Origin of the sequence: Flagellimonas chongwuensis (genome assembly GCF_013376415.1) — a bacterium.
Lineage (GTDB): Bacteria > Bacteroidota > Bacteroidia > Flavobacteriales > Flavobacteriaceae > Flagellimonas > Flagellimonas chongwuensis.
Genome location: NZ_WYET01000001.1, coordinates 1043595 through 1066949 on the forward strand (window position 1 = coordinate 1043595; position 23355 = coordinate 1066949).

A 23355-nucleotide genomic window follows, 5' to 3' on the forward strand; every position below is an offset into this window, starting at 1 on the left:
CTTCATAATAAATGGTATTTTTGCCAAAAATTAAACCTAATGGGAGCTATTGTAGCCATTGTAGGAAGACCCAATGTTGGGAAGTCCACTTTTTTCAACCGACTTATTCAACGCCGTGAGGCGATTGTGGATGCCGTAAGTGGTGTAACTCGCGACCGTCATTACGGTAAAAGTGATTGGAACGGCAAGGAGTTTTCTTTGATCGATACCGGTGGTTACGTTTTGGGCAGCGACGATGTTTTTGAGAAAGAAATCGATAAACAAGTTGAGTTGGCCATTGATGAGGCCGATGCCATCATTTTTATGGTGGATGTGGAGTCCGGCGTAACCGGAATGGATGAAGATGTGGCCAAGCTCCTTCGCAGGGTGGACAAACCCACGTTTTTGGCCGTAAACAAGGTGGACAATACCCAACGTATGGCCGATGCTGTCGAGTTTTATTCCTTGGGATTGGGCGAATATTATACGCTTTCAAGTATCAATGGTAGTGGAACGGGAGAATTATTGGATGCCCTTGTTGAGGTGTTGCCCGACGAAAAAGAGGAAGAAAGCGAACTCCCCCGTTTTGCGGTAGTGGGAAGGCCCAATGCAGGTAAATCATCCTTCATCAATGCCTTGATAGGTGAGGATAGATACATTGTGACCGATATTGCCGGTACTACCCGCGATAGTATCGATACCAAATACAATCGTTTTGGATTTGAATTCAATCTGGTGGATACCGCCGGTATCCGAAGAAAATCCAAAGTGAAGGAAGACTTGGAATTTTACTCCGTTATGCGTTCGGTGAGGGCCATTGAATACTGTGATGTATGTATTGTGATGATGGATGCCACCAGGGGTTTTGATGGACAGGTTCAGAATATTTTTTGGCTCGCACAGCGCAACAATAAGGGAATCGTAATCTTGGTGAACAAATGGGACCTAGTGGAAAAGGAGACCAATAGCGTAAAGGAATACACAAAGGCCATTCACGAAATAATTTCACCATTTGAAGATGTTCCGATTCTTTTTATTTCGGTATTGAACAAGCAGCGTATCTATAAGGCCATCGAAACCGCGGTGGATGTTTATAAGAACCGCTCCAAGAAAATACCAACACGCAAATTGAACGATATCATGCTTCCCATCATTGAGAAAACACCGCCGCCGGCGACTAAGGGGAAGTACGTTAAAATAAAGTTCTGTACACAATTGCCTACACCATATCCGCAATTCGCCTTTTTCTGCAATTTGCCGCAATATGTGAAGGACCCATACAAACGATTTTTGGAGAACAAGATCAGGGAGAATTTTGATTTTACCGGAGTTCCGATGACCATTTTTATGCGGAAGAAATAATTATTCTCCCGAAGCGGAGCGTACTTTCACCACTTGTTGAATTCGATTGCCCTGATTGTCCACGGCTGTGAGCATATACTCACCGGCTTCGATAGGTAAAATTAGGTCGTGGAAATTCTCTGTCTTGCCAATGAACAATTCATCCAAATACCAATAAATGATAGCGTTGGATTGTTGATGGGCCAGTTTTAGAATGATTTCCATACTTTTTTCGCCCAAATCCTTTGGGAGTAGTACGGTTTCATTTCTTTTTGGGTAAATGAACTCCATCAAATTGTTTTCCAAAGCAGAACAACCTTCCAAATAAGGGGGCAAAGGTTTATAGTTGGGATTCGAAGAAGCGTAATAATATTCCAAAATAGGAGGGAGTACCAACCAATTCTTGGCGACCATATCCTCCAGAGGGTAACATTCGGAGTTTACTCTATACTGTTCCGAAGCATCTAAAAAAAACTGCTGATGATAGGGGCACGGACCACTTCGTGTTCCATGTGTGGGCACCCATTCTTTTTTAACATCATCACAATAAACGGACGCACGATATCCACTTTGAACACAAATCTCCAACTCCACAAGGTCATCAAATGGTTCTTGGAACCAACCGCTTTGGGGAAGTGCATCCAAGACATCAAAAAGAAGTGGAGCTGCAGCGGTGATTCCCGTAAGTCCGGGTCTACCTTCGCCATCGGCATTGCCTGCCCAGACCCCAATGGCATATTTTGGCGTAACCCCAACGGCCCAAGCATCCTTAAAACCAAAACTGGTTCCGGTTTTCCATGCAATAGGTTGGGAGGAATCAAAAAAGTGCCAATTTTCGTCACCTTCAGGTCGGTTGACCTCATACATCGACTGAAATGTACTATAAATCGAACCTGCGCCAAAAACCAAAGGGTCAAATTGTTCCTTCCCAAAATTTGTGGTCTCGTTTTGTAAATAGGTAGCCTCGGTAAATTCTTGGTTTCGGTAGGTACTGGAATGTGTCAAAAAGAAATTCAGGCTGGAGGCCATGGAGGCATAGATGGAGGTCACTTCCCATAGGGAACTTTCCGCACCACCTAGAATCAAGGATAGCCCATAATATGAGGATGGTCTGTCCAAAGATATCATCTTCATTTTGTGGAGCTTGTTGTAAAACTTTTGAAGTCCATATTCACGCAACAATCGCACAGCGGGTACATTAAGTGAACGTGATAAGGCTTTGCTTGCTGGTATGGCGCCGACATGTTTCAAGTCAAAATTTTGGGGATGGTATGCGTTGATCACTGTTGGAACATCTTCCACTAGACTATGGGGTAGCAGTTGACCTTCATCTAAGAGCGAAGCAAACAAAAAGGGCTTTAACGTACTCCCCGTACTTCTTTTTTTAGTGATGATATCCACATAATTGGCGTGTGACTCATCCGAAGGGGAATTACCCACATACCCAAGTACTTTTCGGGTTTCCACATCGAGCACCAGAATGGCCAGATTATGGATTTCATTGCTTTGTAATTGCTGATAGTGCCGTTCTGCCAAGAGATTTAATCGTTGTTGCAAGGGTCGTTTTAGCGAAGTGGTCACACGCTGGCCCGGATGCTCATTTCGGATTCGTTCGGTAAGATGCGGTGCCAGATCTAGCAACGGGAAGGGTTTTTGTGGCAGTGGCTCGGCTATCGCCAATTCATAAGTGGTCTTGTCAATGATTTTTTTCTCCCATAATTTTTTCAATAATCGGTTTCGTTTATCCAGAAAGGCCTGTTCGTTCCGTCCAGGAAAAATCAGGGCAGGGGCATTGGGCAAAACCGCCAATGCCGCGGATTGTCCCCAACTCAGTTCCTGGGCAGGAATTCCAAAATAGCGCCAAGCCGCGGTTTCCAAACCCACTACATTGCCCCCATAGGGGGTGTGGGAGGCATAAAGTTTTAAAATTTCTTCTTTGGAGTAACGTAGTTCCAATCGAGTGGCCATAAATACTTCGATAAGTTTCTCCCAGTAGGTCCGGCTTTGATTTTTTCTGCTCAACCGTATCACTTGCTGTGTGATGGTACTGCCTCCCCTTCGGTTATCTTTGGTAAGATTGTGCCCAATGGCTTTAATGATGGAAATTGGGTTAAACCCGGGATGCTGGTAAAAATACTCGTCCTCAAAAAGTAGAACACTCTGCTTGAAGCGTTGGGGCACGGAATCAATTTGGGGAAATCGCCATTGACCATCATCGGCAATCCGTGCTCCAATGAGTGAACCTTCGGAACTGTCCACAACCGTTGATGTTGGATCTTCGAACAGATTTTTGGGCAGGCAAAACAACCATAAAATCAAAACGATGAAAAATACACCGAATTTGATTTTATGGTTGACCAAGATTCGTTTTACTGGCGATAAAAATTCACTCATTCAACATTACTGAACTATTTTGACCCATTGTCCTTTGTTTCGGGCTTGGTAGTTGTTGTCGTACATCGCTTCAGCTTGGGCACCGGGCAAATAGTAATCACCCAAGAACGATGCATTTAATTTAATGGTAAAGACTTTTGATTTTTTGGCATCCAAATCAAAATACAGATGTGTCCGGTCGTCCCGTGTATCCACATAATCCGCTTTGGATGCATTTTCATTGTCTCCGCTTACAAAAGAGGTGTCCACAATTTCCCATCCGCTGGGTACGATATGCGTCAGGGCAACATTGTCGATATAGTCATCGGAACTGTTGAAAATGGTCACTCTTGCCTCGAACTCTGTTCCTTGTCGCAACTCGCCCAAATTGACCGAGTTGCCGAGCGGGTCCACGTAGTTGACCGATAATCTCAGGTTTTGCTGTTGTGCCAATTCCTCGCCCACCGGTAATTTGCCCGTTTGGGTAAGGGTAGCGTAAATGATGTTTCCTTGATTGTTTTTCACTTCTATTTCTTCTTTAAACGAAGTGACGGAAAGTTCCCGTTGTGCTATGGCTCTATCAGTTTTGACATTAATACCTTTTCCATTATTGGTAAAGTTGAGATCGATGGACCTACCTCCGTTCTTCATCACCATTTTGGACATGGCCAAGAGTGCAAATGCAGTTTCTTGGGTACTGTACCACTGCTGTGACGATAAGTTTTTTGCCAAGGAAACGGCCAGTTCCCTTTGTTGCGGGTCGCCTAATATGACCATAGTTTCCAATGCCATGGCTCGGTTTCGGAATACGGAACCATAGGTTCTGTAGTTGTAATTGTTAGGAGTAAAGTTGATGTTCGCCTTCTTCGCTATGGCTTCCGCAACCTCTTTTTTACCGACCAAGGCATAGGCGGCTGCCAATCTCCATTTAGCTTCGTTGCTGAGGTTTGTAGTTTCCCGTAAACGGTTCATTGCGGCCAGTTCGGGCTGTTGTGCCAAAGCCAAAGTGTACAAACGGTAGGCTTGTGATACATCATCGTTATAATAGGTGCTCTGGTTGCTCCATTGGCGCGCGGCATTCTTTTGGTATCTCAACCAATTGCTCAAGAATGTCAAAGGAAGTTGGTATCCTTCCTTTTTGGCCTCCAGCATAAAATGCCCTGCGTAGGAGGTTCCCCAATCGTCGGCATTGCCGTGACCCGGCCAATAGCTCAATCCGCCATTGGGAACTTGGAAATCTCCAAGCCTATCGATTGCAGCCTTTATATTTTTCCCAATCTCTTTCTTTTTATCAAAAGTAATGTCCAGTACATCTGCCAAGAATAATTGAGGGAATGCTGCAGAAGTTGTTTGCTCCACGCATCCATGTGGGTAACGTAACAGGTAATCCATTCGTTTGGAAAAATCCATTGGTGGAAGCGTCGAGAATTCTATGAATGCTTCATTAGTGCCCGATGTGCCAAAAGTTTCCATTGAAATGGTCTGGGAACCATTGGGGTCGAGCGTGTACAATTCACTTTTGGTAGTGACAGGATTTGGATTTTCCACATCGATTTCGGTCTCGTTGGATGCGCTTTCTCCAGCTCCCGTAGCCGTAACTTTTATGGTCTGGAAGGATGATGTTGGATTGACTTTAAAATCAAAATTGACAATTTGTTCCCCAACAGCATTGAAAGTAATGTTTTTGGAAGTTCCATTAATGGGCTCCAAGGCCTTTCCTACATCAATATTGACCTTGACATTTTTCACTTTGGCCTCCATGGCAAATACCGTAACTGGTATGGTCACGGTCTCGCCGGGGGATAATTTTCGTGGAATGGAGGTCAATACCATCAAAGGTTTGCGCACCGGGGTTGTTTTGTCAGCGTTACCGTAAGCACTGTTTGGGTTGCCTGCAACCACCATGGTGCGAACGGAACCCACGTAGTTCGGCATATCGATGGTGTGTGATGCTTTTTCACCTGCCTTCAAGGTAAACGGACCCAAATAGGTAACGACGGGTTTAAAGCGTTGTGCCTTTCGGTTTTTGGCGCCAGCTCCAATGCCACCACCACCAATGGCATAGATGTTGTCCACGCTCACGGAGTAGGCTCCCATCACATCGTCGAAAATGTCGAAGGTCTTAACGCCCAAGGCTTGTCTGGCATAGAAAGCACTATGGATGTCGGGAGTGGTAAAGCGTGTCAAGTCTAAAAGGCCATCATCTACCACGGCCAACGAATAGGTCATTGGTTTTTTGTTTACTTCGGACACAGTAACCTTATATGATGTTTCTGGTTGCAGCACATCGGGCATATTGATCTGCGGCTCCAAGAATGTGGCTGGATTTTCCACCAATAGAGGTACAACACCATACAATCGGATGGGCAGGTCGTTCTTAACCTGACTGTGCGGTTGCAACAAGGAAATGTTCACGTAGGCATTCGGTGCCATTTCTGCCGTAATTGGAATGGTCGCCCGAGTTTCCTTGGCAGAGGTTTCTATCCATTGTTGGGAGAGCACCTCGGTACCGTTTTCGATACTGACCAAAGCACGACCGCCTTTGTCTGATGGGAAGGTTACCGTTGCTTCTTCCCCAAGAGTATATTTTTCTTTGTCCGTAGAGAAAATCAAAATTTTAGAGCTTTCAGCATCCGCAGATGAGGGTCTTCGCCACCAATTGCGGTAAAAATAGGCGGTACGACCCGTAGCATGACCCGAAACTTCGTCCATCACACGGATGAGGTAACGTCCACCTTGCTCATCGGGAACATTGATATTGAAATTAGCCTTACCGTCACTCCCTGTGGTTATATTCATTTCTTTGAAAGGGCGGTGAACGGTGGCATTTTCGTACCGGGATAGATTGTCATATCCACGGTTCCACCACCAGCGCCATTCAATTTTGAACACTTGTACTTTTAATTTTCGATTGCCCGATGGATTTCCTTGCGCATCGACGGTAACCACATCAAATGTATTGTTGTCATCCGTTAAGAAAGAACCATATTGTTTTGCTTCTGGTGAGCGGAGTCCCACAAAGTTGGAAAAAGGTGCCAAATTTTTGGAGAACACATCTATGGAAAAGTCCCCGCCTCCTTCAAAGACTTTTGTTGTAAAAGTTGCCTGTAACATACCCGGTGCGTTGCCGTTCACATCTATTTTTTTGTTGATGTTGAGTACACCATTGGCATCCAAATTTGATGAAATCCATTGCAATTCAGTCTGATTGAAAGTCCGAACAGGGTCTTGGAAAACATAGCCTTTATATTTTGGAAAGGCCGTGGACGTCTCGCTCAAGGTGGCATTGATGTCTATTTTAAGATTGCGTGCAGGAGCACCGTGCAGCCATTTTACTTCGGCTTTTACCCTGTTGATGGAATTGGCCTCCAGTACTTCATCATCAAAAGCAAAATCCACTTTTAATCGATTGGGTTTTACGGTTGCCACTTTCAGGGTTTTACTGAACTGTGCCCCTCCCACAATCACTTTGGCAGACCAGTTTCCGGTAGGGGCGGTAGCTTCTGTTGGAATGGGGAAGTAGTAAAAATTCTTTTCTTTTTTGGCGTATAAGCCATCAGCAACAGGAATACTTCCTTCTTTTAAAACATGGCGTTGCACCAGTTTACCGCGTGCATCACTGACTTCCAAAGCTACGGGATGCCCTTTGGACAGGGGATTTGCATTATCATCCAATACAAATGTCAAATGGATGATGTCGCCCGGTCTGTGCACGCCTCTTTCGGTATATAAATAGCCTTGCAGCCCTTTTTGTAGCTCTTCTCCGGACACATCAAACTTACTGAGGGACAATGCATTTCCATCGGCAAGTTTGGCATAGGCAAAATTATTGTTGTGTTCGGCCACGGCAAAGGCAATGCCCTTATCGCTGTCGTAAACTGAAAGTCCTTGAGCATCGGTCGTAACCTCGCCGATGTATTGTTGTTGGTAATTGTAGAGCTTTATTTTTGCGCCAGCTACGGGTTGGGTGGTGAGCAGATTGGTCACTGCAAAATGATGGGAGCGATTGCTTCCTTTTTTAACGATAAGCCCTAAATCGCTGCCCAACAAGTTGGTAGCTGCTATTCTTTCGTAGTTGTAGTATGCAGAGTGGCAAGGATTGTCCCGCTCTTCCCAATTGTAATCATAATTTCTATAGTTGTAGATTTCGTTGTTCCAATAGCGCTCTTCTTCTGATGCTTCATCGGAGCTTTGCTCCAAAGCATATTCGGTGGTGGATTCCTCGGTTTCGGCACTATTCCCACAATCATAAGTGGTGTGTTCTTTTTTGAAACTGAACTCGACCCGATATAGCGAACCTGGATTTATTTTTATCAACTCCGACAAATCGAGACCGTGGGCCTGCCAGTAGCTGGAATTTTGGTTGCCGTCTTTTGTGAGCGGAATCACTTTGTAGGCTACCCTGCGCCCAACGGGTCTAAAATCGGGACTATAGCTTTCGGTAAGGTCATAATTTTGAAGATACTGAAGCATATTGTCTTGATATACTTGAATTACGCGAACTTCGACGGCAGCGAGGTTGACAGTTTCAAAATAAATTGGGGTTGAGGTTGCGTTGGGCAAAATGGTTCCTTTGGAAATCAATCGCACAGCAGGTTTTAGCTGCTCAAAAGATACCAGTTCGGAAAGGTCGTTTTTCAAGGTAAACCCATATTCACTTTTGATGCCTTGAAATACATTGACGCTTACTTCGCCCAAAATGCGATTGGATGGGTAGACGTTCAAAACGTTTCCGTTGATCTCGTACCGGAGACTTTCAGCATTTTCAATGGTCACTAAACCATTCAGGTTTTGGTCTTGTTTTAAGGGTTCAGAGAAATTCAGTGTAAGCACCGCATTGGGCGATGATGTGGTTTTGGCATCAATGATCACAAATTTGTTCTTGCCGGGTATCATATAGTTTTCCGAACCTTCATTTTCAATGTTGTAAGCGTTGCCGGTCCAATTGATGGTAAGTTGGCTATCATCGGTTTTTCGGGAAATGCTATCAATCTTAAAACTGAAGTATTGTGCGTTTTCGGCTGCATTGTCCCATTTTACAGGAATAGTTTTTTCTCCCTGTTTTACGGAAAGTACCGTTTTTATTTTTGACACATCCAGAATATCCGAAGCATCCAAAGTGCCCGTGAGGTATTGCCAATCTTTGCTGTAGGATTGTAGATTGCCGAGATTGATTCTAAAATTGGGCGCAATGGTCTTAAAACTGAAGGTGTAGGTCTTGAACTCACTTTTGATGTCATCGAAGAGTTTGTTTAGCTTCAGGCTAACGGTATATTCTGTATTGGGCTTTAAATGTTCAGTCGGTTGGAAGGTTAGTTCCCTTCCATTATCAATGATCAATTCGCCATCCACCTTTGGTGAGATGTCCAAATATTCCTTGGGAAGTTCTTGGGTCAGTTCAAACTGGTCCAATTGTTGGGCCAATGCAATAGTGATTGGAGAGGAAATACTTTGGTTGCCGTTGGTATGATAGCTAATGTAATCCTTGAACTTGAAAAGATTATCGGTTTCGGAGCTATTCTTTTTTTTACAGGATGCAGCTAGGATAAGTAGGGCGATAAGAATCGTTTTGTGGGATCGAGACATGAGAAGACCGGTGTTTTTGTTCAAAAGTTAATCTGAAAGCAAGATACTTAAAATTGAAAAGCAGCAGGGTATAAGTTTACGGATGGTGCTTTTGAGTTTACGTATGAAGGTTTAGGGTGTTGGTTTATGGGAATTTTCTCAAAGTTTAGTTAAAAGTGCCCTCACTTAATTTACCAAACCGATATTTAGGAGTCTAAACACAGAAGTAACCAAACAAGACAGTTTCAAATTGAGAAAAAATTACATTCACTACGCTCTAATCCTATTGTTTTTTTCATTCTCCTCCCTTCACGGCCAAGATTTTTTGGTAAAAGGTAAAATTGTGGATGCCCTTACGGGCTCTCCAATCGAGGCGGCCACTATTTATGCGGAAACATTGAGGGATAGTACTTTGATTACCTATACCATAACCAATTCGGACGGAGTTTTTGCATTGGAGGGAAGAACGGCATACAAAAAAGCGAGATTGGCTTTTTCCAGCAATGGCTTTACACCCCAAATACGTGAAGTGACCCTGGAACCTGTGATGGAGATCGGGACGATCAAAATGGAGGAGCGGGTACAGGAATTGGACGGTATTGATTTGGTGGGTGAGCGCGTACCGATTACAGTGAAGAAGGATACACTTGAATTTAATGCAGATTCGTTTAAAACCAGACCGGATGCCACCGTAGAGGATGTGCTGAAAAAGCTACCGGGTTTGGAAGTGGCCAGCGATGGAACCATTACGGTGAATGGAAAAGAGGTGAACCAAGTGCTTGTAAACGGTCAGGTGTTTTTTAGTACCGACCCCAAAGTGGCTACAAAATCTTTATCCAAGGATGTAATCAGTAAAATACAGATTACGGATACCAAGACCAAGGAACAGGAATTTATCGGAGAATCAGGAAACGGCGAGACCAAAACTATCAATCTTACTTTAAAAGAGGATAAGAACAAAGGATACATGGGCAGGTTGTCCGGTGGTTATGGCACGGATGATAGGTATCAGGCAAACGGCCTTCTCAATTATTTTAACGATACGGAACGCATAAGTGTTCTGGGCAGTAGCAATAACATAAACAATCCCGGTTTTTCGTTTGATGAAATTTATGAAATGGTGGGTAATTCAAGGGGAGGGGGTGTCAATTTTAATAGAAATGGTTCCTTTTCCATAGGAAACATGTCCTTCGGTTTTGGCGAAGGCATTGTTACTTCTTCTACCATAGGGGGGAGTTATGCCAATCAGGATAAAGGGAAATATAAGGTAGACGGAAACTATTTTTATGCCTATAGCGATTCATACAATGATGAGCGGACATCTAGGGAGAATATATTACCCGATGGAAGTTTTTTTACCGATACAGAGAGCAGTTTTGTGGGCGGGACCATATCTAACCAAGCTGCGGCCAATTTGGAGTTTGATGTGGACAAGACCACAAGGATAACCATACAACCTAATTTTAGTGTAAACAACACCAATTCGTCGAATCTAGAGAATACCGTTTCTACTGATGAAGATGGTAATTTGATCAACGATAATTCATCTTTACAGGTTACCGATGGTTTCCAGAGAAATTTTGGCAATAGGTTGGAGATTATGAAACGTTTGGATTCCTTGGGCAAATATGTCCGTGTCTATTTTAATAACGATAATCGGGTAAGCGATTCTGAAACCTCTTTGAACTCTGAAAGAAATATTTATGGGGACGACCCGAGCCAAGTACTTTTGGACCAAAGAACTTTGGTAGATAACTCCAATGATAATTATGAGTTGGGAGGCTCCTACCGACAGCCGCTTAACAAGGAGCTGTATTTGGATTTTAGATATAGTTATGAGAAAAACGAGCAGCAGAACCAAAGAACGGTCTCAGATTTTGATGAGCTCACAGGTCAATATGTTTACAACATGGAACTAAGTTCCGATTTTGATTTTAAAGTGAACAAACACGTTCCCGAAGTAGGAGTTGGTTCCAATGGTAAAAAGTTGAGGTTTAACCTTAGGGCACGTTTGGAGAGGAATAGGTTGCAAAACGAGGACTTTATACAGGGAACATCGTTCTCCAAGGACTATAGCAACTTGCTTTTAAGTTCTTACGCCAATTACGATTTGGGAAATAACAAACGGATGAGTTTTAACTATCGTTCCCAATTGCAGGTACCATCCATAAACCAAATGCAGCCTGTGCCCAATGTGAGCAATCCATTAAATATTATTCAGGGAAACCCCAACTTGGACCCCCAGATAAACCATAATTTTTATTTGAATTTCAATAACTACAATTGGAGGGAGAGAACTGGGATTTTCTTTTGGGCCAATTTGGGAATAGATGAGGACAGGATAGTATCGAGCACCACAACGGATGAGGACTTCATCAGGACGACGACTTACCAAAATGTAAAAGGCAATTATAATGGTGCAATGGGAATCAATTACTCAAAACAGATTAAAAAGGATAGCCTCTATACTTTAAAATTTACCCTGAGGCCCAATGCAAGCATTAACAAGCAAGTAGGTTTCACTAATGGGGCACAGTTGGAATCGAATTCTTTTGCGATAAGGCCCAGTGCGGGACTATTGTTCAACTATAAGGAAATGTTGGAAATTGAGCCCGAGTACACTTTGGCGGTAAATGCGACGCGATATAATTTGGACAATGTGGAAGATGTTGATTTTACGACCCACAATCTATCTTTTAAACTCACTTCTTATTGGCCGGAAAACATGGTCTGGGGTAATGACATTACCTATAGTTACAATGGTAACCTTGGAGCTGGGTTTGATAAGGATGCGATTTTCTGGAACATGAGCCTGGGCGTACAAATGTTCAAAAAGAAGGCGACTTTAAAGGTGCTGGCCTATGATTTGCTCAATCAAAATATAAATACCAGAAGAACAACGGGACAGGATTTTATACAGGATTTTCAGGGCACGGCACTTAGAAGATATTTCATGGGCAGTTTGACCATAAAATTCGACTCATTTGGTGGCAGTGGGGCACCACAACAAAGAGGTGGAAGGTTTAGGAGGTTGTAAAAATGGAAGTTGGGCTACCATCCTCCAGAGGCACCACCTCCGCCAAATCCGCCTCCTCCGAAGCCTCCACCAAAACCACCGCCGCTAAAACCTCCTCCGCTGCCAAATCCGCCGGAAGAGCCGGAACTACGGCCCATGTTGCTCAAGATGATCATATCCCAGATACTGGGGCCTCTACCTCCCCGGCCACCATTACCACCTCCGCCTTTATTCTTTCGGCTCCAAAGAATAATAACGATCACAAAAAATATGATTACAGGGAAAAGTGCATCAATTGGAAATTTTTTGCCCCTGCCAAAATTACGGTCCTCAGTAAACTCGCCTGTCAAAACCTTGAAAATAGCTTCTGAACCTTTGTCCAGGCCGCTGTAATAATCACCTTTTTTAAATTCTGGGATAATTACGGTCTCTATGATGCGCCTCGACATTAAATCGGTGAGGCGACCCTCTACTCCGTACCCAGTATTGATTCCGATTCTACGGTCGTCCCGAGCCAAAAGTATGAGTACTCCGTTGTCCTTGTCAGCCTGTCCAATGCCCCATTTTTGCCCCCACTGCGCACCCAAAAAATTAATGTCCTCACCTTTGGTGGAACTAATAATGGCCACTACAATTTGAGTGGAGGTACTATCGGAATATCGAACCAATTTTTGTTCCAAGGCATTGCTTTGCGAGGGAGATAATAAGTTTACATAATCGTATACACTCGTTTCTTTCTGTGGTTTTTCAGGTATGGTAAATTGCCCCCAAGCCAGGGAGGCCCATAAAAACAACAGTAAAAAACTAGCCTTTGGATATTGCATCGTTCAATTCGTTGGTGTCGTCGTGGTTCCATGGAAAATGTGACTGCAGTTCTTTCCCGGCCATAAGAATACCTTCGACGATTCCTTGTTTAAAATCTCTTTTTTTAAAATGGGAAGCGATTACATCCTTAGTGCTGTCCCAAAATCCTTTGGGAACGGCCCTGTCAATTCCCTCACCACCATAAATGACAAACTTTCTATCGTCAACGGCTACGTATAGCAAAACTCCGTTACCCTCTTTTGTGTTGTCCATCTTAAGGAAGTGGAACAGCTGTTGGGCCCTGCTAAAGTGGTCTATTTTTGAAGTGGATTCAATATGCACCCGAATTTCACCCGAAGTATTTTTTTCGGCTTCAACAATGGCGTTGACAATGTCGCTTTCTTCCTCAGCAGTTAAAAACTCTTCTACGTGCGACATGGTTTAATCAAATTCGAAGTTTACATCGGGAGCGTTTTCAGAACCGGCATCAGATTTAAACAATGGCATGGAATCGAAATTTCCGATACTGGCAACAATATTGGTAGGAATCTGTTGGATCTTGATATTGTATTCACCGGCAAGGTCATTAAAACGGTTTCGTTCCACATTGATTCTGTTTTCCGTGCCTTCCAATTGTGATTGCAGTTCCAAAAAGTTTTGACTGGCCTTCAAATCGGGATAACGTTCCACAGTAACCAACAATCTGGATAAAGCCGAGGATAAACCTGTTTGTGCCTGTTGGAACTCCGCCAACTGTTCCGGTGTAAGGTTATTTGCATCAATACTGGTCGATGTCGCCTTTGCTCTGGCTTCAATAACATCGGACAAGGTTTCGCGTTCAAAATCGGCAGCGCCCTGGACCGTTTTGACCAAGTTGCCTATCAAATCGCTTCTACGTTGATAGGAACTTTCCACGTTGGCCCATTGTTTGGTGGCCTGTCCTTTCATGTTGATAAGGTTGTTGTTGGTCCTTACATACCAACCCACAATAATCACCCCTAAAATCCCGAGGACAATAATGGCTATGATACCTTTTTTCATTTTTTATTGGTTAAAGTGTTTACAGTTGATCTTTGATCTTGAGAAGCTCTGCCTTTACTTTTTGAAGCTTCTGAATTACTTCAAAATTGGAAAGGGTCTTTTGTTTTTCTTCCTTTAAATGCGTTTTGGCACCTTCCAAAGTAAATCCGCGTTCCTTGACCAAATGGTAGATCAATTGAAGGTTTTGGATATCCTGTGGCGTAAATTTACGATTGCCCTTGGCATTTTTCTTGGGTTGGAGCACATCAAATTCTTTCTCCCAAAAACGAATCAGGGAGGTGTTTACCCCAAAGGCTTTGGCCACCTCGCCAATACCGTAATACCGTTTTTCTGGAAGGTCTACGTGCATTAATCCAGTGATTGGTTCTCTTGGTTGGCCAATCGGAGCATGTTGTCAAACTCTTCGGCAGATAAACTTCCGTAATAGAAGTTAATTGGATTGATGCGTTCCCCGTCCTTGAACACTTCGTAGTGTACATGGGGAGCTTGCGAACGTCCCGTGCTGCCCACAAAGCCTATAAGGTCGCCCCTTTTTACTTTTTGGCCCACGGTAACATTGTACTTGCTCATATGGCCGTACAATGAAATGTACCCATACCCGTGATCAATACGTACATGCTTTCCATAACCGGAAGATCTATTGTCCGCACGGACTACCTTTCCGTCACCGGTAGCATATATGGGTGAACCTCTGGGAGCTGTAAAATCCATTCCCCAGTGCATTTTACGTGCCTTGGTAAATGGGTCGGAACGCCAACCGTAACCAGATGCCATCCGTGTTAAGTCTTCGTTGCTTACAGGTTGTATGGCCGGAATGGATGCCAAAAGTTTTTCCTTTTCTTCGGCCAATTTGGCAATCTCGTCCAAGGATTTGGACTGTATCACCATCTCTTTTTGGATGATGTCCAAACGTTTGGTAGCATCAATAATAATTTCGGAGTTGTTGAAACCTTCAAGGTCTTTATATCGGTTGATACCGCCAAAACCAGCTCTTCGCTGTTCTTCCGGTATTGGATTCGCCTCAAAATATAAACGGTAGATATTGTTGTCCCTTTCTTCGATATTGGAAAGCACCTGTTCCATTTGGTCCATTTTCCTGCTCAGTATGTCGTATTGTAGCTCATAATTGCGAACCTCACGTTCAAGAGAAAGTTCTTTGGGTGTATTTACCCATCGTGTATTCAAAAGAATAATGAGTCCAAGGAAACCGAACAACGCGGAACCCAGCAAGAACAAGAAAATATTCCTGTATCTTTTGGACTTCTTCGGCTCGATCTTTCTGTACGAAAGGGTATCCGGATCGTAATAGTACTTTACTTTAGACATGAATGGATTTTATCCTATTTTTGCTCACTCATTTTAATCAGAACAAACAAATATAAAAATTGTTTTGCTTAAACTGTTAAATTTAAGAAAACCCTAGGAATTCAATGACATCCCAAGAAGTTAGAAACCAGTTTTTAAACTTTTTCAAAGAAAAGAACCACAAGATAGTACCATCTGCGCCCATGGTGATGAAGGACGACCCAACCTTGATGTTCACCAATGCAGGTATGAACCAGTTCAAGGAGTACTTTTTGGGGAATTCCGTTCCTAAAAGCAAGCGTCTTACCGACACTCAAAAGTGTTTACGGGTCAGCGGAAAGCACAACGATCTCGAAGAAGTGGGGAAGGATACCTACCACCACACCATGTTCGAGATGTTGGGGAACTGGAGCATTGGGGATTATTTTAAAAAAGAAGCCATTGCGTGGGCTTGGGAACTGCTCACCGAGGTCTATAAAATTGATAAGGACAGTCTTTACGTTTCTGTTTTTGAAGGGAGCGAAGATGATAACCTTCCGCTCGATCAAGAAGCTTATGATTTCTGGAAAGCGATTGTGCCGGAGAACCGAATTATCAAAGGGAACAAAAAAGACAACTTTTGGGAGATGGGCGACCAAGGTCCCTGTGGGCCCTGTTCCGAAATCCATGTGGATATCCGGTCCAAAGAAGAAAAATCAAAAGTTGATGGAGCTTCCTTGGTCAATCAAGACCATCCACAAGTGGTGGAGATATGGAATTTGGTTTTTATGCAGTTCAACCGAAAGGCCAACGGCAGTTTGGAGCCACTTCCAGAAAAGCATATTGATACGGGTATGGGCTTTGAGCGCCTTTGCATGGTGCTCCAGGGCAAGCAATCCAATTACGATACCGACGTTTTTACCCCTCTGATACGTGAAGTGGAAATTATCACGGGCAAAAAATATGGCACCAACGAAGAAACCGATATCGCCATCCGTGTCATTTCCGATCACGTGCGTGCGGTGGCCTTTTCCATTGCCGATGGACAATTGCCTAGCAATACAGGAGCGGGTTACGTCATCCGAAGGATTTTACGCCGTGCCATTCGCTACGGATTTACATTTTTGGATACCAACAAACCGTTTATCTACAGATTGGTGAAGGTGTTGAGCGAACAGATGGGTAAGGCATTTCCAGAATTGAAAGAGCAACACCAACTGATTGAAAACGTCATCAAAGAGGAGGAGAGCTCTTTCTTGAGCACTTTGGAACAAGGTTTGGTGTTGTTGGATTCCGTGATCAAATCATCAAAAGATAAGACCATTGCGGGCGAAAAGGCTTTTGAACTTTACGATACCTTCGGATTTCCGATAGATTTGACCGCGCTGATCTTGGAAGAGAAAGGATATCAATTGGACACAGAAGGCTTTGAAAAGGCATTGAAAGCACAAAAGGACCGTTCACGAGCAGCATCAGAAGTGTCTAAGGACGATTGGAATATAGTGATGACCGACTCCGAGCAGGAATTTATCGGTTATGATAGTTTGGAAGCCAACGTAAAATTGGTCAAGTATCGTAAAGTCACCAGTAAAAAAGATGGTGATCAGTATCAATTGGTGTTCAATTTGACCCCTTTCTACGCCGAAGGAGGTGGACAGGTAGGGGATAAGGGCTATCTGGAAGCTCCCAATGGCGATGTAACCTATATTGTAGACACCAAGAGAGAGAACAACGAGATCGTTCATTTTGCTAAATCGTTACCGAAAGAAGTTTCAGGAACCTTTAAGGCGGTAGTGGACGAAAAACAACGCAGAAGAACGGAGAGCAACCATACCGCTACGCATTTGTTGCATCAGGCATTGCGGGAAATTTTGGGTACCCACGTAGAACAGAAAGGTTCCGCGGTACATTCCAAATATTTACGATTTGACTTCTCCCACTTTTCCAAATTGACCACAGAAGAACTCAGGGAGGTTGAAAACTTTGTCAATGCTCGTATCGACGGGCACCTTCCTTTGGAAGAAAGCCGGAATGTTCCTATGCAAGAGGCTATAGAGCAAGGTGCCATGGCGCTTTTCGGGGAAAAATATGGTGATACGGTACGGACCATCCGCTTTGGGCAATCCATTGAGCTTTGTGGAGGAACCCATGTAAAGAACACGGCCGATATCTGGCATTTCAAAATTGTTTCCGAAGGCGCTGTTGCCGCTGGAATCCGAAGAATCGAAGCCATTACGTCTGATGCTGTTAAAGAATTTTATTTCAATAATAACCGTATGCTCTTTGAGATCAAGGATTTGTTGAAGAATTCCCAAGACCCGGTAAAATCCGTTGCTAGTCTACAGGAAGAGAATGCTGCCCTTAAAAAGCAGGTGGAGCAATTATTGAAGGACAAAGCCAAAGGACTCAAAAACGAGTTGATTTCTGAATTGGAAGATTTGGGAGGTGCTAAATTCTTGGCCAAAAAGGTGGATTTAGATGCAGGTGGTATCAAGGATCTTGCTTTTGAAATGGGTGGTCAGGTAGATAACCTGTTCCTGTTGATGGCTTCCGAAAATGATGGTAAGGCAGTATTATCTTGTTATATCTCCAAGGAGGTGGTGGCTGAAAAGAATTTGAACGCCGGTACCATTGTACGTGAACTGGGCAAGTACATTCAAGGTGGCGGTGGAGGACAACCGTTCTTTGCCACAGCGGGGGGCAAAAACCCTGCGGGAATCCCCGAAGCGTTGGATAAGGTGAGGGAATATTTAAAGTAATTCTCTGAGAATTCCTTTGTCACATCGAGCGCAGTCGAGATGTGGTGTCATGTTGTTCTCGACTACGCTCGAACAGACATTTTTAGCAAACCCAATGGAACTACAAACCAAAATACCTTTAGAGTCCAGCGATAATCCCATCGATTATCAAAGTAAGTTGGTGCTGTTGGGGTCTTGTTTTGTGGAAAATATTGGCGCAAAGCTGGACTACTTTCAGTTTCAACAATTGCAAAATCCTTTTGGGATATTGTTCCATCCCTTGGCCATAGAGAATTTGGCGCAAAGGGCCATTGAAGGGAAAACGTATCAGCAAGCGGAAATTTTTGAGCAGGATGGGATTTGGCGCTGTTTTGATGCCCATTCCGATTTGCGTTCAGATAATTCAGAAGCCTTGTTAAACTTGCTCAACCAAAAGTTGAAGGAAACCAAGACCAATCTAGAAGCATCTTCACATATTATCATCACCTTGGGAACGACATGGGTTTACAAGCATAATTCATCAGGGAAAACGGTAGCGAATTGCCATAAGGTTCCGCAGAAGCAATTCACTAAAAAGTTATTGAGCGTAGCCGAAATTGAGTTGAGTCTTCAAAACATAATAAGCTTGATTCAAAGAGTGAATTCCAGTGCCCAAATCATATTTACGATTTCACCTGTTCGTCATATAAAAGATGGTTTTATGGAGAACCAAAGGAGCAAGGCTCATTTAATAACTGCTGTTCACTCCGTTTTGTCATCTAGCGCGCAGACGGGAGAACTGTCCTACTTTCCATCCTATGAAATTATGATGGACGAGCTACGCGATTACCGTTTTTATGGAACCGATATGGTGCACCCCAATCAGTTAGCAGTAGATTACATTTGGGAAAAATTTAAATCGGTCTGGATTTCTTCAAAATCATATGCCGTGATGGATGAGGTAGATGCCGTTCAAAAAGGATTGTCGCACCGTCCGTTCAACCCAGATTCCGAAGGCCATCAAAAGTTCGAAACATCGCTCCGTGCAAAAATTACGTATCTTCAAGAAAGGTTTCCTTTTATGAAATTTGAATAAATGAAGAGAATATTAGTAGGAGCGGTTATAGCGTTGGCTTCGGTTTTGATCTATAGATCCTGTGCCGATGACCGCGAACAAAAATCCATATTAGAAGAGAGTTCCATGCTCATTCAGCAGGAATTGAAGAATGTATCCAAATTGGTGGTTACCGAAGGGCATTTTGCCGAGGTGTACAATTACAAGGATTCCAAAGATCTGTTCGGTCCGTTGATCACTGCCCATAAAAAAGCACTAGTGGTAGTTAATGCCGATGTGACCATTGCTTATGACCTGTCGCAAATCAATTATGATGTGGACGAAGAGAACAAGATGCTGACCATTACCCAAATTCCAGAGCCCGAAATCAAGATCAGTCCCGATTTTGAATATTACGATGTTACGGCGGATTATTTGAATCAGTTCAACGCAAATGATTATAATGCCATTAAGCGGAATGTGAATGCATCATTGATGAAGAAAATAGAGGCCTCCTCACTTAGATCCAATGCAGAAAATCGTTTGGTGAGCGAACTCTCGCGAATCTTGGTGCTGACCAACACCATGGGTTGGACCCTGGTGTACAACAATACTCCGGTTGAAAATTCGGAACAGTTGAAAACTTTTTTGGATTAATCTGTCACATTTCTAGATTTGATGCGTCTATAAGATACATCAATCAATCAATACCATGTTTAAAAGAGTACTGCTAACCGCCCTTTTATCCACTTTTCTATTTTCCTGTCAACAAAGGCCCGAATCGGATATCAGTTATGAAATTTCTTCCGTAACGGTGGACAGCATTCCGCAACTTAAAATAAAAATGACATTGGCCGCCGATAAGGACGGGACCACAACCTTATCTTTTCCCGATGAAGCTTGGGGTGAGCAAGGCCTCTACAATTCGTTGGGCAAAATGCAATTGTTGAATGTGGAGGGAGCCGTGGAAAAGGACGCAGATAGCAGTCGTATTGTTCTGATGCATCCCAAAAATGTGAAAAAGCTGGTTTTTGAGTATCATCTAAAACAAGATTTTGATGGGGACATAACTACCAAGGAAATCTACCGTCCCATCATCAACAACGATTATTTCCATTTGTTTTCGCATAATATGTTCATGATTCCGGAGAATGCTTCGGATAGTGATGTTATGGATATCCTGCTTGATTGGACTTTCTTACCGGAAAAGTACACCGTTCACAACAGTTTTGGCAGCAAGGAAAAGATGCAGTTGCTTAAAGCCCAGAATATTGGATTGTTCGGCAGTGCCATTTTTGTCGGAGGGGATTTTAGGGTGTTCCATGGTGATATTGCGGGGAATAAAATCAGTTTGGCCACAAGGGGCGAATGGATTCCATTTACGGACGAAGAAGTTTTTAAGGTTTTGGAAGAGACCCTCACGTACCAACGTAATTTTTGGAACGATCACTCACAGAAATATTTCACGGTAACCATGCAGCCATTCCCACAGGAGAACGGAAGCAGTTTTCAAGGAACCGGGCTTACCAACTCGTTTGCGACTTCAGTTTCGAACAATGATCACACGGATATAGGTCAAATGGTATATCTCTTCAACCACGAATTGATGCACAATTGGATTGGGCACACCATCAAAAACGATAACGAAGAGGAACAATATTGGTTCAGCGAAGGGTTTACCGAATATTATACGTTCAAGAATATCGCGAAGAACAAAATCAATGGATTGGATGGTGCTTTTTTTATAGAGGAACTGAACAGGACCATTCGCGATCTCTACGCGTCATCAGTGGTAGAGGCACCAAATGTTGAGGTGAATTACGATAATTTTTGGACCAACTATGAGTACTCCAAATTGCCGTACTGGCGTGGGGCTATTTTCGGTTTTTATCTCGATCAAAAAATACAAAGGATCAGCAGTGGCTCAAAAAGTTTGGATGATGTGATGCATCAGATTTATACTGATGCCACTGGCAAAGATCAAAAACTGACCCATGATTATTTTATTGGGGTGATGGATACGTTTTGGGACAATGATTTTGAAACCGTTTTCCAAAAACATATTGAAAAAGGAAAAAAAGTGGATTTGGTAGCACTGTTTGATGAACTCAAATTGGAATACAGCCCGGAAAACGACATTTATGAACTTGGGTTTGAATTTACCGAGGACAGAAAGGGAATTGCCAACGTAGTCGAGGACAGCCAAGCATGGCAAGCCGGTGTGCGCGAAGGCGACAAAGTGTTTTCTCGTAGCGTTTGGCAAGGTCAAATTGATCATGAAGTAGAATTGGACCTAGAACGTGATGGGGAAAAGTTGAATATTACTTTCTACCCAGTCACCAAAGCCGCCGTGCCCCAGCTGAAGTCCACTCCCGAAAATGTTGAAAAACTGGGGTTTTAACTTACCAAGTTCGCATCGGCCAATTGGAGGCCGTCATCAATTAAATGGCCTACTTTGGGATTGTCCCGTTTAATATGTTCCAAGTGGTCCAAAATCTCTTGTTGAAATTCCAGATTGTTGTCTTGCTTGGCCAATTCATACAATTCCACGGACAATAGCCAATCTTTCGGATGATACTTTTTTAAGGCTTGGAATACTTTGTTTCTAGAAATGGTAGTGTTCTTTCCTTCCCTAAAATGGCGTATTTGTTCGTAAAGAAGTTCAAGTTGTGCACGCGTTTCATCTTTTTTCGATTTGATGGTGCTTCCAGTTACTTTATGCGTAATCAGGTCAAAACTGTTAAGGTCAGCAGGGCCGTTGTAGGCCGAAACAATGTGTTGTCCCACAGCCATATGGTATAATCCCCATTCAGGTTGGAAAAGCACTTGGTCGTTATGGGTAACCGTGCAATTCTCAAATGTGATCAGGATGATTTTTCCCATTAAATTCCTAGTTCCGGTGATGATGGTTCCTTCCACTGTAATGCCGCCTTCAAACTCCAAGGCAATTTGCTCCCCTTCATAAATTTTATAGGCTTTGAGGTCACGAGGCCCCATATCTTCGATGGCGATGTTGATGCCTTTCAATTTGCCGATAGGGGAACCGAAGCCATCCTTGTGGTGGGCAATGCTATGCCCTACCAATTCTTTTTCGCGATACGCCAGTGCAGTTCCTCCAGTGGTCTGAATGTAAATGGGCTTGCCATCATTTTCAATTACATTGCTGAACTCTCCCGAGATTTGAAGTCCAGTGCTCAGTTCGATGGTTCCTAGCGCTTGGGAGCCAATCAATTTTTTGATACCGGATAACCCACCTGTTCGAACGGCCATGGTATTGGCAAAATCTTCGAGGACTTGGCTCAAAAAGGCAAAATCGGGGGTTACGAATAATTGGGGCTGGGGTTTGGTGATGTCAAATTCGGTACGCGCCGCTTCAATGGAGTAGGGAATCTTCTTCACCTTGTCCGTCATGCACCACGCACTTTCCCCGATGGAGGAAAGCAATCCCGCCCCATAAATTTTAGGGTTGTCCACAGTGCCGATCAAACCATATTCCACCGTCCACCAATGTAGATTTCGAATAAGTGCCATTTCACTGGGTTCGCCCATATTTTGTTGCAGATGTTCGATATGTTTTTCCGCTTCATCAATTTCATCTTGAGGGGTGCCATTTGCCTCTTTAATTATGGATAGGTGCCGCACCGCATTGTACAGTTCATAATCCTTGGCACTGGAAATGGCCTTGCAACCAATTTCCCCAAACCTACGCAAATATTCTGCGTATTCTGGATTCGCGATAATGGGAGCGTGTCCAGCCCCTTCGTGGATAATATCGGGGGCGGGAGTGTATTCAATATTTTCAAGCTGGCGAATATCCGAAGCAATGACCAAAACATTGTATGCCTGGAACTCCATAAAGGCGGAAGGAGGTATAAAACCATCTACGGCAACAGCGGCCCAGCCAATTTCCTTTAGGATACGGTTCATGCCGTACATGTTCGGGATATGATCTATAGAAATCCCCGTCTTTTTTAATCCATCCACATACGATGTATGGGCTACTTGGCTGAGGTAATCCACATTTTTCCGCATCACATACCGCCAAACCGCTTGGTTAATGGCAGTGTACTCCTCATAATTCTGTGGTTTGATGAATTGCTTGAGGTGCTTTGGAAGTTTGTCCAGTATGGGATTGGATTCGTAGCTCATAGATTGATTTTTGTGCGAATTAAAGATACGAA

The 23355-nt window shown here is 43.5% G+C and carries 14 protein-coding genes; 6 read left to right on the forward strand and 8 right to left on the reverse strand.

All coding sequences use genetic code 11. The features are described 5' to 3' along the window. Nucleotides 1-39 precede the first annotated feature (39 nt). Nucleotides 40-1341 (forward strand): ribosome biogenesis GTPase Der, encoded by a 1302-nt coding sequence (gene der / locus GUA46_RS04565; protein WP_176619467.1) that lies wholly within the window; start codon nt 40-42, stop codon nt 1339-1341. Here the strand turns inward: der and pbpC are convergent, their stop codons facing one another. After that, entirely contained in the window at nt 1342-3714 is a 2373-nt protein-coding gene (pbpC, locus tag GUA46_RS04570) for a penicillin-binding protein 1C (RefSeq protein WP_176619468.1), read from the reverse strand. A gap of 6 nt (nt 3715-3720) precedes the next feature. Next, on the reverse strand, nt 3721-9279 hold the full coding sequence (locus GUA46_RS04575) for an alpha-2-macroglobulin family protein (protein WP_176619469.1): 5559 nt from the start codon (nt 9277-9279) through the stop codon (nt 3721-3723). A 229-nt stretch (nt 9280-9508) separates the two neighbouring features. On the opposite strand from GUA46_RS04575, the gene GUA46_RS04580 reads away from it, so the two are divergent. Beyond that, complete coding sequence (locus GUA46_RS04580; protein ID WP_176619470.1) at nt 9509-12295, forward strand: outer membrane beta-barrel protein; 2787 nt, start codon at nt 9509-9511, stop codon at nt 12293-12295. Between the two features lie 14 nt (nt 12296-12309). Here GUA46_RS04580 and GUA46_RS04585 read toward each other — a convergent pair whose 3' ends face one another. The 5 genes from GUA46_RS04585 to GUA46_RS04605 are packed head-to-tail and all read right to left on the reverse strand — an operon-like array spanning nt 12310 to nt 15445. After that, nucleotides 12310-13098: a TPM domain-containing protein gene (locus GUA46_RS04585; RefSeq protein ID WP_176619471.1), complete on the reverse strand. Its 789-nt coding sequence runs from the start codon at nt 13096-13098 to the stop codon at nt 12310-12312. Next, on the reverse strand, nt 13079-13516 hold the full coding sequence (locus tag GUA46_RS04590) for a TPM domain-containing protein (protein ID WP_176619472.1): 438 nt from the start codon (nt 13514-13516) through the stop codon (nt 13079-13081). The genes GUA46_RS04585 and GUA46_RS04590 overlap by 20 nt, the downstream gene beginning before the upstream one ends. A 3-nt stretch (nt 13517-13519) precedes the next feature. Further along, nucleotides 13520-14119, reverse strand: coding sequence for a LemA family protein (locus GUA46_RS04595; protein ID WP_176619473.1), 600 nt, complete (start codon nt 14117-14119; stop codon nt 13520-13522). A 19-nt stretch (nt 14120-14138) separates the two neighbouring features. Next, the gene (locus GUA46_RS04600) at nt 14139-14468 is read right to left on the reverse strand and encodes a MerR family transcriptional regulator (protein WP_176619474.1); all 330 of its coding nucleotides are present in this window, start codon (nt 14466-14468) and stop codon (nt 14139-14141) included. Further along, nucleotides 14468-15445, reverse strand: a complete 978-nt coding sequence (locus tag GUA46_RS04605) for a M23 family metallopeptidase (RefSeq protein ID WP_176619475.1) — start codon at nt 15443-15445, stop codon at nt 14468-14470. Before GUA46_RS04605 ends, GUA46_RS04600 begins: the two co-directional genes overlap by 1 nt. 104 nt (nt 15446-15549) lie before the next feature. On the opposite strand from GUA46_RS04605, the gene alaS reads away from it, so the two are divergent. The 4 genes from alaS to GUA46_RS04625 all read left to right on the forward strand — a co-directional run bounded on the left by alaS (nt 15550) and on the right by GUA46_RS04625 (nt 21575). Then, nucleotides 15550-18162 carry an alanine--tRNA ligase gene (gene alaS / locus GUA46_RS04610; protein ID WP_176619476.1) on the forward strand — a complete coding sequence of 871 codons (2613 nt, stop codon included), beginning with the start codon at nt 15550-15552 and terminating at the stop codon, nt 18160-18162. A gap of 94 nt (nt 18163-18256) precedes the next feature. After that, entirely contained in the window at nt 18257-19216 is a 960-nt protein-coding gene (locus GUA46_RS04615; RefSeq protein ID WP_176619477.1) for a GSCFA domain-containing protein, read from the forward strand. Beyond that, nucleotides 19217-19831 (forward strand): DUF4230 domain-containing protein, encoded by a 615-nt coding sequence (locus tag GUA46_RS04620; RefSeq protein ID WP_176619478.1) that lies wholly within the window; start codon nt 19217-19219, stop codon nt 19829-19831. It abuts the gene before it with no gap. A gap of 55 nt (nt 19832-19886) precedes the next feature. Next, a complete protein-coding gene (locus GUA46_RS04625) occupies nt 19887-21575 on the forward strand; it encodes a M61 metallopeptidase family protein (protein ID WP_176619479.1) in 1689 nt (562 codons plus the stop codon). On the opposite strand, the gene GUA46_RS04630 is transcribed toward GUA46_RS04625, so the two are convergent. After that, nucleotides 21572-23323, reverse strand: a complete 1752-nt coding sequence (locus tag GUA46_RS04630; RefSeq protein WP_176619480.1) for an aromatic amino acid hydroxylase — start codon at nt 23321-23323, stop codon at nt 21572-21574. The two genes, GUA46_RS04625 and GUA46_RS04630, sit on opposite strands and share 4 nt — an antisense overlap. Nucleotides 23324-23355 lie beyond the last annotated feature (32 nt).

Excerpts from the sequence above, each read along its gene's own strand:
- der (WP_176619467.1), top strand. The coding sequence starts at position 40 with ATGGGAGCTATTGTAGCCATTGTAGGAAGACCCAATGTTGGGAAGTCC.
- pbpC (WP_176619468.1), bottom strand. The coding sequence starts at position 3,714 with ATGAGTGAATTTTTATCGCCAGTAAAACGAATCTTGGTCAACCATAAA.
- GUA46_RS04575 (WP_176619469.1), bottom strand. The coding sequence starts at position 9,279 with ATGTCTCGATCCCACAAAACGATTCTTATCGCCCTACTTATCCTAGCT.
- GUA46_RS04585 (WP_176619471.1), bottom strand. The coding sequence starts at position 13,098 with ATGCAATATCCAAAGGCTAGTTTTTTACTGTTGTTTTTATGGGCCTCC.
- GUA46_RS04590 (WP_176619472.1), bottom strand. The coding sequence starts at position 13,516 with ATGTCGCACGTAGAAGAGTTTTTAACTGCTGAGGAAGAAAGCGACATT.
- GUA46_RS04595 (WP_176619473.1), bottom strand. The coding sequence starts at position 14,119 with ATGAAAAAAGGTATCATAGCCATTATTGTCCTCGGGATTTTAGGGGTG.
- GUA46_RS04600 (WP_176619474.1), bottom strand. The coding sequence starts at position 14,468 with ATGCACGTAGACCTTCCAGAAAAACGGTATTACGGTATTGGCGAGGTG.
- GUA46_RS04605 (WP_176619475.1), bottom strand. The coding sequence starts at position 15,445 with ATGTCTAAAGTAAAGTACTATTACGATCCGGATACCCTTTCGTACAGA.
- alaS (WP_176619476.1), top strand. The coding sequence starts at position 15,550 with ATGACATCCCAAGAAGTTAGAAACCAGTTTTTAAACTTTTTCAAAGAA.
- GUA46_RS04615 (WP_176619477.1), top strand. The coding sequence starts at position 18,257 with ATGGAACTACAAACCAAAATACCTTTAGAGTCCAGCGATAATCCCATC.
- GUA46_RS04620 (WP_176619478.1), top strand. The coding sequence starts at position 19,217 with ATGAAGAGAATATTAGTAGGAGCGGTTATAGCGTTGGCTTCGGTTTTG.
- GUA46_RS04625 (WP_176619479.1), top strand. The coding sequence starts at position 19,887 with ATGTTTAAAAGAGTACTGCTAACCGCCCTTTTATCCACTTTTCTATTT.
- GUA46_RS04630 (WP_176619480.1), bottom strand. The coding sequence starts at position 23,323 with ATGAGCTACGAATCCAATCCCATACTGGACAAACTTCCAAAGCACCTC.